General features: G+C 64.3%; 20 protein-coding genes. 8 read left to right on the plus strand and 12 right to left on the minus strand.

Going from position 1 to position 16,791, the window contains the following annotated elements:
- Nucleotides 1-173: 173 nt before the first annotated feature.
- From RFM98_RS27500 to RFM98_RS27510, 3 genes are read right to left on the minus strand one after another with little or no spacing between them, the layout of a single operon-like run.
- Nucleotides 174-971 carry an SH3 domain-containing protein gene (locus tag RFM98_RS27500; protein ID WP_320311721.1) on the minus strand — a complete coding sequence of 266 codons (798 nt, stop codon included), beginning with the start codon at nt 969-971 and terminating at the stop codon, nt 174-176.
- A gap of 55 nt (nt 972-1,026) precedes the next feature.
- Nucleotides 1,027-1,782: a metallophosphoesterase family protein gene (locus tag RFM98_RS27505; protein WP_320311722.1), complete on the minus strand. Its 756-nt coding sequence runs from the start codon at nt 1,780-1,782 to the stop codon at nt 1,027-1,029.
- Between the two features lie 3 nt (nt 1,783-1,785).
- Complete coding sequence (locus tag RFM98_RS27510) at nt 1,786-2,142, minus strand: ArsR/SmtB family transcription factor (protein ID WP_320217139.1); 357 nt, start codon at nt 2,140-2,142, stop codon at nt 1,786-1,788.
- A gap of 194 nt (nt 2,143-2,336) precedes the next feature.
- Here RFM98_RS27510 and RFM98_RS27515 point away from each other — a divergent pair, with 194 nt between their 5' ends.
- The gene (locus RFM98_RS27515) at nt 2,337-3,515 is read left to right on the plus strand and encodes an MFS transporter (RefSeq protein WP_320311723.1); all 1,179 of its coding nucleotides are present in this window, start codon (nt 2,337-2,339) and stop codon (nt 3,513-3,515) included.
- 33 nt (nt 3,516-3,548) lie between these two features.
- On the opposite strand, the gene RFM98_RS27520 is transcribed toward RFM98_RS27515, so the two are convergent.
- A complete protein-coding gene (locus tag RFM98_RS27520; RefSeq protein ID WP_320311724.1) occupies nt 3,549-4,013 on the minus strand; it encodes a MarR family winged helix-turn-helix transcriptional regulator in 465 nt (154 codons plus the stop codon).
- A gap of 192 nt (nt 4,014-4,205) precedes the next feature.
- On the opposite strand from RFM98_RS27520, the gene RFM98_RS27525 reads away from it, so the two are divergent.
- Nucleotides 4,206-5,000, plus strand: a complete 795-nt coding sequence (locus RFM98_RS27525; RefSeq protein ID WP_320311725.1) for an SDR family NAD(P)-dependent oxidoreductase — start codon at nt 4,206-4,208, stop codon at nt 4,998-5,000.
- Between the two features lie 178 nt (nt 5,001-5,178).
- On the opposite strand, the gene RFM98_RS27530 is transcribed toward RFM98_RS27525, so the two are convergent.
- A complete protein-coding gene (locus RFM98_RS27530; RefSeq protein WP_320311726.1) occupies nt 5,179-5,778 on the minus strand; it encodes a LysE family translocator in 600 nt (199 codons plus the stop codon).
- A 100-nt stretch (nt 5,779-5,878) separates the two neighbouring features.
- On the opposite strand from RFM98_RS27530, the gene RFM98_RS27535 reads away from it, so the two are divergent.
- On the plus strand, nt 5,879-6,745 hold the full coding sequence (locus RFM98_RS27535) for a LysR family transcriptional regulator (protein WP_320311789.1): 867 nt from the start codon (nt 5,879-5,881) through the stop codon (nt 6,743-6,745).
- A 4-nt stretch (nt 6,746-6,749) separates the two neighbouring features.
- Here RFM98_RS27535 and RFM98_RS27540 read toward each other — a convergent pair whose 3' ends face one another.
- The 4 genes from RFM98_RS27540 to RFM98_RS27555 form a co-directional block, all read right to left on the minus strand.
- A complete protein-coding gene (locus tag RFM98_RS27540) occupies nt 6,750-7,400 on the minus strand; it encodes a glutathione S-transferase family protein (protein WP_320311727.1) in 651 nt (216 codons plus the stop codon).
- Between the two features lie 95 nt (nt 7,401-7,495).
- Nucleotides 7,496-8,146: a dihydrofolate reductase family protein gene (locus tag RFM98_RS27545; protein WP_320311728.1), complete on the minus strand. Its 651-nt coding sequence runs from the start codon at nt 8,144-8,146 to the stop codon at nt 7,496-7,498.
- 165 nt (nt 8,147-8,311) lie between these two features.
- Nucleotides 8,312-9,142: a protein-L-isoaspartate O-methyltransferase family protein gene (locus tag RFM98_RS27550; protein ID WP_320311729.1), complete on the minus strand. Its 831-nt coding sequence runs from the start codon at nt 9,140-9,142 to the stop codon at nt 8,312-8,314.
- Nucleotides 9,143-9,187: 45 nt separating this feature from the next.
- On the minus strand, nt 9,188-10,546 hold the full coding sequence (locus RFM98_RS27555) for an Nramp family divalent metal transporter (RefSeq protein ID WP_320311730.1): 1,359 nt from the start codon (nt 10,544-10,546) through the stop codon (nt 9,188-9,190).
- Nucleotides 10,547-10,843: 297 nt separating this feature from the next.
- On the opposite strand from RFM98_RS27555, the gene mntR reads away from it, so the two are divergent.
- The 4 genes from mntR to RFM98_RS27575 all read left to right on the plus strand — a co-directional run bounded on the left by mntR (nt 10,844) and on the right by RFM98_RS27575 (nt 14,092).
- Nucleotides 10,844-11,296 (plus strand): manganese-binding transcriptional regulator MntR, encoded by a 453-nt coding sequence (gene mntR / locus RFM98_RS27560; RefSeq protein WP_320311731.1) that lies wholly within the window; start codon nt 10,844-10,846, stop codon nt 11,294-11,296.
- A 76-nt stretch (nt 11,297-11,372) separates the two neighbouring features.
- Nucleotides 11,373-11,561, plus strand: a complete 189-nt coding sequence (locus RFM98_RS27565) for a hypothetical protein (protein ID WP_258609216.1) — start codon at nt 11,373-11,375, stop codon at nt 11,559-11,561.
- Between the two features lie 176 nt (nt 11,562-11,737).
- Nucleotides 11,738-12,661: a KPN_02809 family neutral zinc metallopeptidase gene (gene ypfJ, locus RFM98_RS27570; RefSeq protein ID WP_320311732.1), complete on the plus strand. Its 924-nt coding sequence runs from the start codon at nt 11,738-11,740 to the stop codon at nt 12,659-12,661.
- A 162-nt stretch (nt 12,662-12,823) separates the two neighbouring features.
- Nucleotides 12,824-14,092: a TCR/Tet family MFS transporter gene (locus RFM98_RS27575; protein WP_320311733.1), complete on the plus strand. Its 1,269-nt coding sequence runs from the start codon at nt 12,824-12,826 to the stop codon at nt 14,090-14,092.
- Between the two features lie 6 nt (nt 14,093-14,098).
- On the opposite strand, the gene RFM98_RS27580 is transcribed toward RFM98_RS27575, so the two are convergent.
- The 3 genes from RFM98_RS27580 to carA all read right to left on the minus strand — a co-directional run bounded on the left by RFM98_RS27580 (nt 14,099) and on the right by carA (nt 16,014).
- Nucleotides 14,099-14,482, minus strand: a complete 384-nt coding sequence (locus RFM98_RS27580) for a helix-turn-helix domain-containing protein (RefSeq protein WP_320311734.1) — start codon at nt 14,480-14,482, stop codon at nt 14,099-14,101.
- A gap of 14 nt (nt 14,483-14,496) precedes the next feature.
- On the minus strand, nt 14,497-14,748 hold the full coding sequence (locus tag RFM98_RS31280; RefSeq protein WP_347349899.1) for a type II toxin-antitoxin system RelE family toxin: 252 nt from the start codon (nt 14,746-14,748) through the stop codon (nt 14,497-14,499).
- A gap of 63 nt (nt 14,749-14,811) precedes the next feature.
- Complete coding sequence (gene carA, locus RFM98_RS27585) at nt 14,812-16,014, minus strand: glutamine-hydrolyzing carbamoyl-phosphate synthase small subunit (protein WP_320311735.1); 1,203 nt, start codon at nt 16,012-16,014, stop codon at nt 14,812-14,814.
- A 317-nt stretch (nt 16,015-16,331) separates the two neighbouring features.
- Between carA and RFM98_RS27590 the strand changes: the two genes are divergently transcribed.
- Nucleotides 16,332-16,781: a GatB/YqeY domain-containing protein gene (locus RFM98_RS27590; RefSeq protein ID WP_149790757.1), complete on the plus strand. Its 450-nt coding sequence runs from the start codon at nt 16,332-16,334 to the stop codon at nt 16,779-16,781.
- Nucleotides 16,782-16,791 lie beyond the last annotated feature (10 nt).

The following is a 16,791-nucleotide window of genomic DNA, read 5'->3' on the forward strand; positions in this document are numbered from 1 at the left end:
GTAGGGCAGTAGGGCAGTAGGGCAGTAGGGCAGTAGGGCAGTAGGGCAGTAGGGCAGTAGGGCAGTAGGGCAGTAGGGCAGTAGGGCAGTAGGGCAGTAGGGCAGTAGGGCAGTAGGGCAGTAGGGCCTCTCTTCCCTATTGCCTTACTGCCCTACTGCCTTATTCCCCTATATCAATCTCCCAACGCCTGCTGATCCGTAATCTCGAAGCGCTCGGAAACGCCGACGCGCACCATGTTGAGACTGCCCTCGCGCGTGAAGCGGAACGCGTCCGGCGAGTCCGAACCGCTCGGCTGGCCGTCATGGAAGGTGATGATGCGGCTGCCGCCGTCCGGCCAGGTCACAGTCACGGCGCTCTCGCCGCCGGTGTGCGCAACACTTATCTCGCAACGGGTCATTGGCTCGCCGACATGGCGAGCGCAGGGGATGCCGGCGCCTGTGGCAGGGTCATCGGACCCGGCGTTTGCCGCGGCCGCGAAGGCGAGGCCATAGGCGTCCAGCATGGCGGTCCTGCCGATTTCGGCCGCGGATGGCGGGTCGGTCGGCTCGCCTTCGCCCAGGCGCGACGCTATATCCGGCTGCGGCTCCTCGGGCGGTGGTTCGGGCGCGGCAGCCGCAGCCGCCGGCGTGGCGGTGTCATCTGGCGCCGGCGCGGGATTGTTGGGGCTGAGATAGCGGGCCGGCGCCCAGCCGACGATATGCGCGTCCTGCGTGTCCTCGACCTTGCACCAGGGATGGCCGTTGATGACGTTGCAGCCGAAATTCTTGACGGCCGTGCCGTTGGGCAGCCGCGCCGCCACCTTTCCACCCGGGGAAGCGGTGGAGCGGATGTTGAGGAGATCGTCCGGCGCGAGGCCGCCGATGATCGAAATGATCGGTCCCGGCGCTTCCTGAGCCAAGGCCGGCAGGGCGGCGAGCAGCAATGAGGCGGCCAAGATCAGCGTCGATCGGAGCGTAATTTTGCACTTCATATGAGCTCCGTTCAATCAGGATATGAACTCCGTTCAATCGGGATATGAGCTCCGCTCAATCCTGCATGAACCCGGTCCGTAGCGCGTGTGCCCATTCCGGCCGTCCTACCTGTTCGGCCTGCCTTGCGGCGGCTTCATGGTCGTAGTCCACGGCGATCGCCTCGAAGCGGCTGGGATGGCCGTCCCGGAACTCGACGATGCCATAGCGGGCGTGCGGCGAGCCTTGCTCGGAGACATGCGCCGGCGGCGTGTCATCGTCATAGGCCGGGCAGCCGATGCTGCCGGGGTTGAAGATCACTGGACCGTCGGGGATGTGGATCAATTCGTTGCGGTGGCTGTGACCGCATAATACCACGTGGCAGGCCGGATCGAGCGGCTTCAGCCGGCGCCGGATTGCGGCCAACGGCGCGCGCACCAACTGGCCGTCGACAATAGCGTCGGCAAGATATTTCTCGTCATGATCCGGCCGAGCGTGGAAGGCGATGACACCGGGCGCGATTTCCAATGTGAGCGGCAAGTCGAGCAGCGCCTGGCGCTGCGCCGATGTCAGCCGTTCCTGGGCGTAGCGATCGGACGGCCACATGCTTTCGTCGGCCGGGTCTCGCGCCACGCGGCGGTCGTGATTGCCGCGCACCGTCGGCAGGCCGAGCGCCTGCAACCGCTCCATCGTCTCGCGCGGCCAGAGCGGGCCGGAGATACAGTCGCCGAGATTGACGGTGATGTCGGCGCCGCCGCGCTGCTTCAGATCGTCCAGCACGGCATCCAATGCCAGCACGTTGCCGTGAATGTCAGCGAGGACAGCAATGCGCATGGGTCAGGCCGAAACCTCGACCTCGGACACGCCGACAGCCGGCAGCGCCGGATCGGTGCCGGCCGCGGCAATGACGCTGTCGAGCAGGCCCGGAAAACGCTTGTCGAGGTCGTCGCGGCGCAGCGTGATCAGCCGGCTGGTGCCGACCGCTTCGCTGCGGGTAACGCCCGCCTCGCGCAGCTTGGCGAGGTGGTAGCTGAGATTGGTCTTGGAGGCGAGGTCGAGGAACTTGCTGCAGTTCAGCGGCACGCCTTCCTTGCTCGCCAGATAGCGCACGATGGCAAGCCGGGTCGGATCGCCGAGCACGGCAAGCACGATCGGCAGGCTGATCTGGTCGGTGGTTGGATGGGGCAAGCTCATGATCCAGAATTAAGCACAAACGGGACGAACTTCAACGCGGCTCCTTTCTCTGCGATGGCTGCTGGTTCTTCTTTTTCAGACCGGTCCTGACACACTGCTGTCAGCAGGCTTCAGCTATTTTGTCCCGGCTCGGTTGACATCATGCCCTGCTATGTCCAATTGTTCAATAACTTTTGAACTAAGGACAATTCCCCATGGACAAGCGGATCTTCTGGCTTGCGCTCGGATCGTTTGCGATCTCGACCGAAGGCTTCGTCATATCGAGCCTTCTCCCCGATATCGCCGCCGATGCCGGCATATCCGTGCCGCTCGCCGGCTCGCTGATCACCGCCTTCGCGCTCGCCTATGCGATCGGTGCGCCTGTGCTTGCGACGCTGACCGGCGAATGGGACCGGCGGCGCGTCATCCTGTGGACGATTGCGTTCTTCGTCATCGGCAATCTGGTAGCGGCGGTGAGTTCGTCCTTCGAGCTGCTTTTGATCGCCCGTATCGTCATGGCGCTGTCGTCAGGCCTGTTCGCGGCGACCGCGCAAGGCACCGCGGTGGCGTTGGTCGATGACCATCACCGGGCGCGCGCCATCGCCGTCGTCGTCGGCGGCACCACGGTGGCGGTGGCGATCGGCGCGCCGCTCGGCGCGCTTGTCGCGGCAATCGCCGGTTGGCGTGGCACCTTCTTCGCCATCGCCGGGCTCGGCGCGCTCGCAGGCGCGATCCTCTGGTGGCGGCTGCCGCGCGGCATCATCGGCACGAGGCTGCCGCTGAAGCGCAGGCTGGCGGCGGCCGTCCGCCCCGGCGTGATGCCGATCCTGCTGACGACGGCGCTTGCGCTGGTCGGCGCGTTCACGGTCTTCAGCTTCATCGCGCCCTTGGCCATCGAAAGCGGCGGGCTCTCCCCGATCGCACTGCCGGGCATGCTGCTCGCCTTCGGCGTCGGCGCCGTCATCGGCAACATCGCCGGCGGCCAGGCCGCCGACCGCTTCGGCGCGACCCGCACGGTCGCCTGGTCGCTGGCGCTGTCGGCCGCGATGCTCGTCACCTTCTCGCTGATCCCGACCTTCCTGCCGCATCATCTCGCCGGGCCGGCGCTGATGGCAATGATGGTGCCGTGGGGCATCGTCGGCTGGGCCTTCCCGCCGGCGCAGGCGAGCCGCATCATCAAGATCGCACCCGACGCGGCCCCGATCGTGCTCTCGCTCAACGCTTCGGCGCTCTATTTCGGCGTTGCGCTTGGCGCGGTGGTCGGAGCCGCCGTGCTGCGCTTCGGCGCGCCGGCCGATCTCGGACTGATCGCCGCCGTGTTCCCGATCGTGGGCCTGGGCATCGTGCTTGCCGGCCGGATGCTGGCCCGGCCGGTCGCAATGCCCGCGGAATAAAGCCGTGATAGAGCTTGATTGACGGCCGCTTCTTCAGTTCGAAGGGGCGGCCGTCGGCATTTCCAGATCGAGATCAGCCACCGCATCCAGTGCCGCGCGCAGCTTCGCCGCCTGCTCCGCGCCGACCTTCTCCTCGAACTGCTGCTGCGCGCCGCTCCACAGCTTGATCGCCTCGTCGAGCTTGACCTCGCCCCGCGGTGTCAGCCGCACGCGCTTGACGCGGCGGTCATCCTTGTCGGCGAAGGTCTCGACATAGCCGTCGCGGATCAACGGCTTCAGCGTATGGCCGAGCGCGGAGAGATCCATGATCAACGCCTCGGCAACGGTTCCCATGGTCGGCTCGCTGCTGGCATGGATCTCGAAAAGCAGGCCGAATTGCGTGCCCTTCAGGCCCGAAGCCGCCAGCGCGTCGTCATAGAAGCGGCCGAGGCTGCGCGCGGCGCGCCGTAGCGTGGCGTTGTTGCAGCGGCTGAATCCCGGCTTCTGAGCTTTGGTCATGATCACTCCTTGCCGGCGCGTAGACGGGCCGGCCTGCCGCAGAAATAGTTTTCGCCACCGCCGTTGACAAGATAGTGGCATATACCTATTTCAGCAAAAGTGGCATATGCCACTAATTGAAATCAGGGGCCTTGGCGGATAACGCGATCATCGGCGCCGCACCAAAGCGAAGCGAACAAAAGGAACAGGACAATGAGCACGAAGGACAACAAGGGGACGGCCGTCATCACCGGCGCCTCCTCAGGCATCGGCGCGGTCTATGCCGACAGGCTGGCGGGGCAGGGCTACGATCTGGTGCTGGTCGCGCGGCGCGCCGACCGGCTGCAGGAACTGGCCGACAAGCTGACCTATGCCTATGGCCGCAAGGTCAAGGTGATTGTCGCCGATCTCGCCGACGATGCCGATTTGCGCCGCGTCGAGCAGACGGTCGCGACGGACGAGAGCGTGACGCTGCTGATCAACAATGCCGGCGTGGCCGGCCTGGAGACGATTGCCAACGCCGACGCCGACACGGCGGAGCGCATGATCAAGGTCAATGTGGTGGCGCTGACAAGGCTGACCAGCGCGGTATTGCCGGGCCTGCTTTCGCGCAACCGTGGCGCCATCATCAACATCGCCTCGGTCGTCGCCTATGGCATTGCCGTCGGCGGTATCTACAGCGGCACCAAGGCCTATGTCGCCAACTTCACGGAAGCGCTGCAGAAGGAAGTCGCCGGCACCAATGTGAAAGTCCAGTCAGTGGTGCCCGGACCGATCCGCACCGAGTTGTGGGATGTCTCCGGCATCAGCCTGGACAGGATCAATCCGGACTGGATCATGAGCGCCGAAGATCTGGTCGACGCGGCACTTGCCGGGTTGGCCCAGGGCGAGACCGTCACCGCACCCGGCCTTGCCGATGCGGCCGGGCTGGCCACCTATCTCGGTGCTCGGGATCAGTTCTTCGGCAGCCTGTTCTCAGGCAAGCCGGCGGCGCGCTACGCCGTTTGAGGACTAGGTTCCTCGCCCCGCAGGGCGGGGGAGAGGTGGCCGCGAAGCGGCCGGAGAGGGGGCCTTCGTAGGGCAAGTTCGTCGCCGGATACTTGGTTAGGGCGGCGCCAGTCCCCTTCTCCGTCTCGGCTTCGCCGAGCCGCCTCTCCCCCACCTTAGTGGGGGCGAGGAACTGGCATCACACGGGCCGCCACATCTGCAGGATCGAGGCGGCGAGCAACAGGCCGAGCACGATGTTGAGCGCGCGCCACTGGCGCTCCGTCTTGAGCAGCCGGGCAAGCAGGGTACCCGCCACGCACCACAGCGACAGCGAGAAGGCAGCCGCCAGGCCGAACACGGCGCCAAGCAGCAGCGCTAGCTGTATCGGACCATCGGCAAGCGCCGCAAAGGATGCCGCGGCGCCCAGCCCCATCGCCCAGCCCTTCGGGTTCATCCACTGGATGCCGGCGCCGCCGAAAAAGCTGTTCGGCCTGGCCATGCTGATGTCGAGCTTGGGCGGACCGCTGCGGCCGATCTTGATCGCCAGCCAGACCAGATAGAGCGAGCCGGCGATCTTCATCGCGAGTTGTAGCGAAGGGGCGGCGGCAAGCAGGCCGGCGAGGCCGGCCGCGGCCGCGGCCGCGACGGTAGCCAGTCCCGCTGCGCTGCCGGCCATCAGCGGCACCGAACGGCGAAAGCCGAACTGCGCGCCGGAAGCGGTCGACAATGTCGTGGCGATGCCGGGCGTAGAGGTGGAGATCAGCGCGAACAGGACCAGCGGGATAATGGTTTCGGACATGCGGGCTTCCCAGTCGAAGGAGCCGGCATGCTTAGGCTCTTCGCTCCATCAGTAAATGCAATGTTTGATATGGTTTGCATTAGCGATTATAATGCCTGTGATGATCCGCGACCTCGACATGACCCTCATCCGCACATTTGTCACGACGGCCGACAAGGCCAGCATGACGGCGGCCGCCAATGCGCTTCACCTGACGCAAGGCGCGGTCAGCCAGCAGATCAAACGGCTGGAAGAGGTGCTAGGTCAAAGCCTGTTCGAGCGCGATCGGCGCGGCCTGACGCTGACGCGGACAGGCGAACGGCTGCTCGATAGGGCGAGGCGACTGCTGCAGCTCAACGACGAGATCCTCACCGAGGTCAGGGGCAGGGCGGTTGCCGGACAGGTGCGGATCGGCGTGCCTTACGATCTCGTCGGCACGTTGCTCGCGCCGGTGCTGAAAGCCTACGCCGAAGCCTATCCGCAGGTGGAGATCTCGCTGGTCTGCGCTTCCTCGCCGGAACTCGCGGCGGCCTTGGCGGCGGGCACGATCGACCTGGCGATTATCGAGGAACGCGTCGGTCCCACCGCCGGCGAATGCCTGCTTGTCGACCGGCTGGTCTGGGTCGGCGCCAAAGGCGGCTCGGCGCGTCTGAAGCGGCCGCTGCCGGTTTCGATCGTCGCCGACACCTGCGCCTTCCGGCCGGCGGTGCTGGCAGCGCTCGGCGAGCATGGGCTCGACTGGCGTACCGTGTTCGAGAACGGCAACATCGACGCAACGACCGCGACGGTGCGTTCGGACCTTGCCGTCACCACCTGGCTTGCCTCGACGGTTCCGGCCGATCTCGACATCCTGTCCGATGCCGGCCTTCCGGCGCTGCCGAATTTCTCCGTCAACCTGCATTTGCCCAAACATGCCATCGCGCCGGCCGCGCAGGCTTTTGCCAGTCATATCCGCGAGGGTCTTTCACGCAATCGCCAGGCCGCGTGAACGGTCAGCCGTTCGACGCGGCCATGGCAACCGCCAATTGCGCATTGAATGCCCGCTTGAAGGCCGGTCGCGCCTCGCCGCGGGCGACATAGGCGGCGAGGTTCGGGAATTCGTTCAGCAGACCCGATCTGTTCAACCGGCGCACCACGCCCACCATGACGAGGTCGCCGGCGCTGAATGCGCCATCGAGCCATTCGCTATCGCCCAGGCGGCGGGAGAGTTCGGCCAGCCGCTTGCGGATCCGGTCGTCGACCAAGGGCAGGCGCTCGTCGTGCCACGGCGCATCGCGCTCCAGGATCACGGCTGTCGTGCGCTCGAGGATGGGCGGTTCCACCGTGCTGAACGCTGCGAACATCCAGGCGATCGCGCGGGACCGCGCGTTCGCATCGCCGGGCAACAGGCCCGCATGACGCTCCGCGATGTGAAAGACGATGGCCCCCGACTCGAACAGAGCGAGATTGCCTTCTTCATAGGTCGGGATATTGCCGAACGGGCTAATCGCAACATGCGCGGGTTGTTTCATCCCGCCGAACGACACGAGACGAACGTCATAAGCTTGACCTACTTCCTCGAGTGCCCAACGGACTTGCATGTCACGCGCGAGCCCCCTGCCGCCGTCGGGCGATCGTTCGAAGGCGGTAATGGTGGGAATCATCGGCGGGCTCCTGGTGGTCAGGCCGTTGTTGCGGACGGGAGGCTTCGTGAGGCGAGAGCGCGGCAAGCTCGGCCCGCCGCGCGACGGCTATCGAGCTACTTCCAGTTCTTGCGCCGCTCGAGCTCGGCCTCGGAAGGCTCCTCCTGCGCGAACGACCCGACCTTGATTTCGCCTGAACGTTCATAAGTCGTCATGATGACGCCAGTGCTCGTTACCTGCGACTTGATGAGCTTGAAGGCGGCCGGCACCGCGCCGTCGCCGAACAGCCGCTTGCCCTTGCCCAGCAACAGCGGGAAGATCATCAGGCGGATCTCGTCGATCAGCCCGTTGGCGAGCAGGGTCTGGATCAGATTGCCCGATCCCTGGATGAGCAGGTCAGGTCCATCCTCCTGCTTGAGACGGCGCAACGCCGCGACGATATCCGGCCCAAGCGATTGCGTGTTCTGCCAGGTCAAGCTATCCGGCCGATGCGTCGCCACGTATTTGGTCGCGGGGTTGAAGGCATCCGCGATCGGATCCTTCTGATATGGCCAGTACGCTGCGAAGATGTCGTAGGTTCTTCGGCCGAGCAGCAGGTCGAACGGTTTGGAGAACATTTCATCCATTGCCGCGCCCGCCACCTCGTCAAAGTAATGGAAGGTCCAGCCGCCGAATTTGAAGCCGCCGACCGGATCCTCTTCCGGTCCGCCTGGCGCCTGCATGACGCCGTCGAGGCTGACGAAGGTGGCGGCGATGATCTTGCGCATCTCTATTCTCCTGTTCGCTGATCCGCGCCGTCACGGCCGGATTTCTGCCTAGAGTGGTTTGACGCAATTCTTGACGGAAAACCGCTTCGCACTTTTCCTGGAATTGCTTCTAGGACGAACGGCAAGGCACGTTTTCGACAAGGGCCTGCAAATTTCTATCGCGTGCTATCGGCGAACGGCGCGAGATGAGAACCAGACATCGCCAAACACGGCGGTTGCCGTCCGGTCTGGCGCCTTGGCCGCTGTCTGCCAGATCGAGCGGGTGCGCGCGGCGCGCTCGCGGCTCGGTATTCTCGCCTCGGGTTCGGCAACGGAGGCGCCGATACAGGGGATGAACCAGGAACCCATGAAAGGCAGGCAAGCGAAGCCGTTTTCCAGCCGGGTTACGAGGACCGCCAGGCCAACCGTTTCGGACGGGCGCCATGGGAAGATCATGCGGCCGCCGGGCTTCAGCGCCTTCAGCCATGCGGCGGGCGGAGCGACGACGCCGGCATTGACATAGATGACGTCGGACGGCGGCAACGGATTGGCGACGGCGTCGCCATGGACCACCTCGATGTTGCCGTATCGGGCAAGGTTCGCCTTGGCGCGCGCGGCCAGATCGGCCTCCAGCTCGAAGGCGATGACGTGGCCGCCCGGCTCGACCAGTTTGGCCAGCAGCGCCGTATAATATCCGGTGCCGGCGCCGATATGGGTGACGGCCTCGCCTGGCTTCGGCTCGACCTTGCCGAGCCACATGGCATGCAGAAGCGGCTCGCCATTGTTGATGCCCTTGTCGGCATCGAGCACGACAAGCACGTTCTGATAGACATAGCTTGGATCGGCCGTTGGCGTTTCGATCCTGCCGTCACCGGCAAAGACCGTCCATGGCCCCGGGCCGAGAAAGGCCTCACGCGGCACTGACGCAAACACCTGCTCAATGCGCGGGTCGGCCGAGCGCGCATGCGCGGCCATCAGCCTGGCGTAGAATTTGCGGGCGTCGTCCGATCCGACCATGCATGAAGAAGATAGCGCGGCCGGCTGGAATGTCGCGACCCGATTTCAGCCGGCGACGGTGTCGTAGAGCAGCTTGCAGTTGAGCACCAGGATGACGGCGGCGACCACCCAGGCCAGGACCGCGACGGACCGCGAAATGGCGAAACTGCCCATCTTGTTCTTGTCCGACACGAACTGCACCAGCGGGATGACCGCGAAGGGCAGCTGCATCGACAGCACCACCTGGCTGAAGACCAGCAGCTGGGCCGTGCCCTTTTCGCCGTAGAGCGCGGTGACGGCCACAACGGGGACGATGGCGAAGCCGCGCGTCAGCAGGCGGCGCGCCCATTGCGGAATGCGCAGGCGCAAGAAGCCTTCCATCACGATCTGGCCGGCGAGCGTCGCGGTGACCGTCGAGTTGAGGCCGGAGGCGAGCAGCGCGACGGCGAACAGGACCGAGGCGATGCTCAAACCCAGCAGCGGGGACAAGAGCTCGAAGGCCTGGCCGATTTCGGCGACGTCCTGATGCCCGGTGTCGTGGAAGGCGACCGCCGCGACGATCAGGATCGAAGCGTTGACGAACAGCGCCAGGATCAGCGCGATGGTCGAATCGGTGGTCGCCCACTTGATGGCGTCGCGCTTGCCGGCATCGGTGCGCTCATAGGCGCGGGTCTGCACGATCGAGGAGTGCAAATAGAGATTGTGCGGCATCACGGTGGCGCCGATGATGCCGATGGCGATGTAGAGCATCGCCGGATTGGTGACGATCTCGGACGACGGCACGAACATCGAATGCAGGATGGTGCCGGCCGGCGGCGCGGCGACGAAGATCTGGATGGCAAAGCAGCCGAAGATGATGATCAGCAATGCGACGACGAAGGCCTCGAGATAGCGAAAGCCCTTGTTCATCAAGAGAAGCACGAGGAATGCGTCGAGCGCGGTGAGAATGGCGCCGCCGATCAGCGGAATGCCGAACAGAAGCTGCAGCGCGATCGCCGTGCCGATCACCTCGGCGAGGTCACAGGCGATGATCGCCAGCTCGCAGGCGATCCAGAGCATCAAATTGACCGGACGCGGATAGTAGGCGCGGCAGGCCTGGGCGAGGTCGCGCCCTGTGGCGATGCCGAGGCGCGCCGCCAGTGCCTGCAGCAGGATCGCCATCAGGTTCGACAGCATGATGATGAAAAGCAGCGTGTAGCCGAACTGGGCGCCGCCGGCGAGGTCTGTCGCCCAGTTGCCCGGGTCCATATAGCCGACCGAGACCATGTAGCCCGGCCCCATGAAGGCGAACAGGCGGCGGAACCAGACGCCGCCCTGCGGCACCGCGACCGAGGCGTTCACCTCGCGCAGGCTGGGGTGCTCGTCGCCGGCCCTGTCGAATCGCCACGCGGGTCGGGCTGCGGTTGCTGCATCGGCGTCGGACATGGGGAATTTCCGCTGGAACGTATCGAAAGTGCCCTTTATCTATGCCACGGCTCAACATTATGCAATATGCTATATTTCATTGATCGTGCTTTCGTGATGCGCCGGAGCAAGCCTGGCGCGGGCTGCCGCAAACGCCGGTTGCGCCTGCGCGGGAATGCAAATAAACGGCCGGACCGTCAGGGGTTCGTGCTATGGATGCGATCCCGATTCAATCGAAGAGATAGAGCATGATGTCGTCCGAAAACCGCTTCACACTTTTCGGCGTCATGCTCTAGGACAGCCAAGGAGGAGCGCGTATTGGCGCTGAGGAACAAACCGGTTCGACGCGAAGAGCCGCTACCCGACGCGGAAATTCATTCGGAGGGGTTCCGGCAGCAGCGCGAAGCGCGCCGCAGCGCGCTGGTCGAGGACTATGTCGAACTGATCGCCGACCTGATCGAGGACGGCAACGAAGCGCGGCAGGTGGATATCGCGGCAAGGCTCGGCGTCGCGCAGCCGACGGTGGCAAAGATGCTGACCAGGCTGTGCGCCGATGGGCTGGTCTCGCGAAAGCCCTATCGCGGCGTCTTCCTGACCGAGGCAGGCCGCAAGGTCGCAGAGGAAAGCCGCATCCGTCATCAGACAGTGGAGGCCTTCCTGCGCTCGCTGGGCGTCAGCGCCGAGACGGCGCGCATCGACGCCGAGGGCATCGAGCACCATGTCAGTGCCGAAACGCTGGAAGCTTTCCGCCGCGCGATGACGCATCGCTGAAACGCGGTGGGCGGAACCGCCGCATCTCAAGAACGTTTGTCCCGACAGCGCGGTTGTCGCGCTCAAGGAGGAAGCTATGGGCGTCGAACAGGCACCGACCGCGAAGGGAAAACAGGCAGCCAAGGGATTGCGGCAGGCGGCCGCCAAGGACGAGCGCAAGACCGAGGCCGAGACCGGCCACCCGCTGAAGAAAGGCGCGGCGCGCTTCGAGGAACGCTCGAAAAGTTCGGACGGCAAGAGCGCCGGCGCCAAGCAGAAAAGTTGAGGCTGTTAGCTGGTTTATGGTCAGTCGAACGCTGACTGCCTGAGCGGAATTGCCTGCGTGTCGGCATTTGCCAAGCGCGAAAAATTCTGTGACTTGGGCTGGCCGTTGCGATAATTGTCTGCAGGGGGCGGTCGCGGGCCGGTCCCTCCAGGACATTCGCATTGCGAGGAGTTGCCATGCTTTGGAGAGGCCGTCGTCAGAGCGACAATATCGAGGACGAGCGCAGCGACAGCGGCGGCGGCGGCGGCGGATTGGGCGGCGGCGGCCAGTTCCGCGTTCCGATCGGCGGCCGTACCGGGGGCGGCGGCAGCATCATCCTGGTTATCCTTGTCGTGCTCGCAGGGTGGTATTTCGGCTTCGACCCCTCGCAGATCCTGGGTGACGGCAGCGGCGGCCTGTCGCCGGGAGGTGGCGGCCAGATCACCGAAGACAACAGCTCGCAGGATGGCGGTTCTCCCGCTTCCGATGAGATGAAGCAGTTTGTCGCGACGGTGCTGGCAGAAACCGAAGACACCTGGACCGGCATTTTCAAATCCGAGGGTCTGACCTACGAGGATCCCAAGCTCGTACTGTTCAGCGGCAAGGTTCGTTCCGCCTGCGGTTTCGCTTCAGCGGCGGCTGGTCCGTTCTACTGCCCGGGCGATCACAAGGTCTATCTCGACATGACCTTCTTCCAGCAGCTCGACCAGCAGTTCGGCGCTTCCGGCGAGTTCGCCCGCGCCTATGTGGTCGCGCATGAGGTGGGTCATCACGTGCAGAACCTCACCGGCATCATGGGCAAGTTCGACCAGATGCGGCAAGGCATGAGCGAGGCCGACGCCAATCAGCTGTCGGTGCGCATCGAGCTACAGGCCGATTGCTTCGCCGGCGTGTGGGCGCATTTCACCCAGCAGAAGGGTATCTTGGAGCAGGGCGACATCGAAAGCGCGCTCAATGCCGCCAAGCAGATCGGCGACGACACACTGCAAAAGAAGATGCAGGGCTATGTCGTGCCGGAAAGCTTCAACCATGGCACCTCGCAGCAGCGGCAGACCTGGCTGGCGCGCGGCTTCAAGAGCGGCAAGCTGACTGACTGCAACACGATGAGCGGTCCGATCTGAGGCGGCGTATGGGCCTGATTTCCAACGGCGATCCGGGATCGGTGGCAGCTGGCAAGTGATGTCAGCATATGTTTGCCTTCGTTCGCGGATTGTTCCCGCCGCGAACCTCGCCTATAAGGTGCCTCCCGCCTTTGGCCCCGGCGGCCTGAGGAGCTTATCGCCATGATCGACCCTAAAACCGCCAGGCGGGGCCTTGCGCTTGTTTTCACCACGCTGCTGCTCGACATCATCGGCTTCGGCATCATCATGCCGGTGCTGCCGGCCTATCTGGAGGAACTGAGCGGCGTCAGCATCAGCCAGGCCGCGATCCAGGGCGGCTGGCTGTTCTTCGTCTATGCGGCGATGCAGTTCTTCTTCGCGCCGATCATGGGCGGCTTGAGCGACCGCTTCGGACGGCGACCGATCCTGCTTGCCTCGGTGCTGACCTTCTCGATCGACAATCTGATCTGCGCCGTCGCCTGGTCCTATCCGATCCTGTTCATCGGCCGGGTGCTGGCCGGCATTTCCGGCGCCAGCTATTCGACGACATCGGCCTTCATCGCCGACGTCTCGAACGACGAGAACCGGGCGAAGAATTTCGGCCTGCTCGGCATCGCCTTCGGCGTCGGTTTCGTCATCGGCCCGGTGCTGGGCGGGCTGCTCGGCACTTTCGGGCCGCGTGTGCCGTTCTATTTCGCCGCGGCGCTTGCCTTGGTGAATTTCCTGATCGCGATGTTCCTGCTGCCGGAGACGCTGGACGAAAAGCATCGCCGCCGGTTCGAGTGGAAGCGCGCCAATCCGGTCGGCACGCTCCTGCAGATGCGCAATTACCCGGGGATCGGCTGGATCGGATTGGTCTTCTTCCTGATGACGCTCGGCCACATGATGTATCCGGCGGTCTGGTCGTTCGTTTCCAGCTACCGCTATGGCTGGAACCAGCAGCAGATCGGCTTCTCGCTCGGCGCCTTCGGCCTCTGCGGCGCGATCATCATGGCGACAGTGCTGCCACGCGTCATTCCCAAGCTTGGCGAGTGGAAGACCGCGGCGATCGGGCTGACCTTCACCGCGCTCAGCGCCTTCGGCTATGCGTTTTCGACGCAAGGCTGGATGATCTATGCGGTGATCGTGGCCGGCTGCCTGGAAGCGCTGGCCGACCCGCCGCTCAGAAGCCTCGCCGCAGCCAAGGTGCCGCCTTCGGCGCAGGGCGAATTGCAGGGCGCGATGACCTCGATCTTCTCGATCACCTCGATCATCACGCCGCTGCTCTATACGGCGATCTTTTCCTGGTTCACGAGCCCGACGGCGCCGGTCGTGTTCGGCGGCGCGCCCTATGTGCTCGGCGCGATTTTCCTCACTTTGGCGGTCATCGTCTTCGTGACGAAAGTGGCCAGGCCGGCGCCGAAGGAAGTCGAGCGCATGCATACGCAGGAAGCGGTGACCGACGCGGCTTGAGGACGACTAAGGCTCGATCCATTCTCTGGGGATATCGAGCGCCTTCGCCAGCATTGCGCTGGTCTGCTCGGACGGCTTACGGCGATTGGCTTCGAGATCCGACAGGAAACCCTGGCTGACACCGATCGTTGCCGCCAGTTCGGCTTGGGTAAGCTTTCGCCAGTTGCGCAGCGCCTTTAGCCGGCTCGAGCCACGCAATACATCCATTGTAACGTCCGCCGGCAGGGTCTTTTCGGTTTTGAGGTCGGCTTTACGCTCGTCGTAGATTGCGATGTCCGCAGCATCTTCGAGAGCCTCCTCGGCAGCGCGCAGCAACGCCTCGTAATCCGCTTTAGGGATGACGACCAACTCCTCGCCGGTCGGAGTTTTGATGATTTGCGGGGCATTCATGACGTGTTGTCCTGTTATGGCCTGCTGTATGTCGTGGTTTCGCGTTTTCCTATGTAGATCGCGAGGATAGTGGTTCGATCTTCGTCGAATATGACCCGGTAGCGACCAACGCGCAGCCTGTAGCCATCTCTACCAGCAAGGCGTTTGACATCTCCTCGAGCATTTACGGCATAGGCGATCAAGCCCTCGGATACCTGCTCTCGAACGTCAGCAGGCAGGTTATCGAGGTCGCGAGCCGCAGCGGCCGATAGAATGATCGTCTTCACACCGGCAACATCGCCTAACGCCGCTCATAGATGCGATATTATAGCTAATGAGTCAAATTCGTGTCAACGCTCAGCCAGCGCTTCCTCGCCGCGCCGTTCGCGGATCAGGTTGACGAAGCGCCGGAACAGGTAATGCGAATCCTGCGGGCCGGGCGAGGCCTCGGGATGATGCTGGACCGAGAAGACCGGCCGGCCGGTCAGCGCGATGCCGCAGTTCGAGCCGTCGAAGAGCGAGACATGGGTTTCCTCGACGCCTTCGGGCAGTGAGTCGGCGTCGACAGCGAAACCGTGGTTCATCGAGACGATCTCGACCTTGCCGGTGGTGTGGTCCTTGACCGGATGATTGGCGCCGTGATGGCCCTGGTGCATCTTCTCGGTCCTGCCGCCGAGCGCCAGCGCCAGCATCTGATGGCCGAGGCAGATGCCGAACACCGGTATGTCGGTCTTGAGGATGTCCTGGATGACCGGCACGGCATATTCGCCGGTCGCTTCCGGGTCGCCCGGGCCGTTCGAGAGGAAGATGCCGTCCGGCTGCATGGCCAGGATTTCCTCGGCACCTGTCTTGGCCGGCACGACGGTGACCTTGGCGCCGAGGCCTGCCAGCAGGCGCAGGATGTTGCGCTTGACGCCGTAGTCGATCGCGACGACATGCAGCGACGGTGCGTCCTGCTCGCTATAGCCCTCGTTCCAGATCCAGGGCGTCTCGCGCCAGACCGAAGACTGGCCCGACGTGACCTCCTTGGCGAGATCGAGGCCGATCAGGCCCGACCAGGCCGCGGCCTGCCGCTTCAGGTTCTCGATGTCGAAGACGCCATCGGGCGCATGCGCGATGACGGCATTGGGCATGCCTTTCTCGCGGATCAGCACGGTCAGCGCGCGGGTGTCGATGCCGGAAAGCGCGACGATGCCGCGCCGCTTCAGCCACTGATCGAGATGACCGGCGGCACGATAGTTGGACGGGTCGGTGACATTGGCCTTGAAGATGGCGCCGACAGCGCCCGCACGGGCAGCTGGATGCAAATCCTCGATGTCTTCGTCATTGGTGCCGACATTGCCGATATGCGGAAAGGTGAAGGTGACGATCTGGCCGGCGTAAGACGGATCGGTGAGGATTTCCTCGTAACCGGTCAGCGCGGTGTTGAAGCACACTTCAGCAACGGCCGATCCGGTGGCGCCGAGGCCGCGGCCTTCGATCACCGTGCCGTCGGCGAGCACCAGAAGGGCGGTCGGCTTTTCGGTGGCCCAGGGGGCGGTGATGGTGGCCATGGCGGCACTCCTGTCAGGCGCTTCAAACCCGCCGGTGGGCCGTTCGCGCAGCAAGGCGCGCGAAGCAGGCTTTGCCGCTTTCACACGCCGGTTCTTTCGAGTCATGCCGTTTTCCCAAAACCGCTACGCACTTTTGGGCGACATGATTTCATTGTCTCATGCAGGACCGAGTACATAGGGGAAGGCGCCGGAGCGGTCAATGCGGCGCCCTCGAACCACAGCGGATTTGCTTTCGTCCAGCAATATCAGCGGCTTGTCCGAATTTGCGTTACCCGTTCGGCAAAGCTATTGTCCGCCGCATTCGAAGGAGAAGCACGATGCGCGAGAAAATCGCCGAATCCATGAAGAGCGCGATGAAGGCGCAGGACAAGCACCGCCTGCCGACGCTGCGGTTGATCCAGGCTGCCATCCACGACCGCGACATCGCCAATCGCGGCGCCGGCAAGCCGCCGGCGAGCGAGGAGGAAATCCTGCAGATCCTCGCCAAGATGGTGAAGCAGCGCGAGGAGTCGGCCAAGGCCTTCGAAGACGGCAAGCGGCCGGAACTCGCGGCGCAGGAACGTGGCGAGATGGAGATCATCCGCGCGTTCCTGCCGACGCAGCTCGACGATGCGGCAATCACGGCCGCGGCGCGCGAGGCGATCGCGGCGACGGGTGCTGCCAGCCAGAAAGACATGGGCAAGGTGATCGGCGCGCTGAAGCAGAAATATGCCGGCCAGATGGATTTCGCCAAGGCGAGCGCCATCATCAAGGGGCTGCTGCAGTAGGGATTACTGC

Source organism: Mesorhizobium australafricanum (assembly GCF_033977265.1).
Classification (GTDB): Bacteria; Pseudomonadota; Alphaproteobacteria; order Rhizobiales; family Rhizobiaceae; genus Mesorhizobium; species Mesorhizobium australafricanum.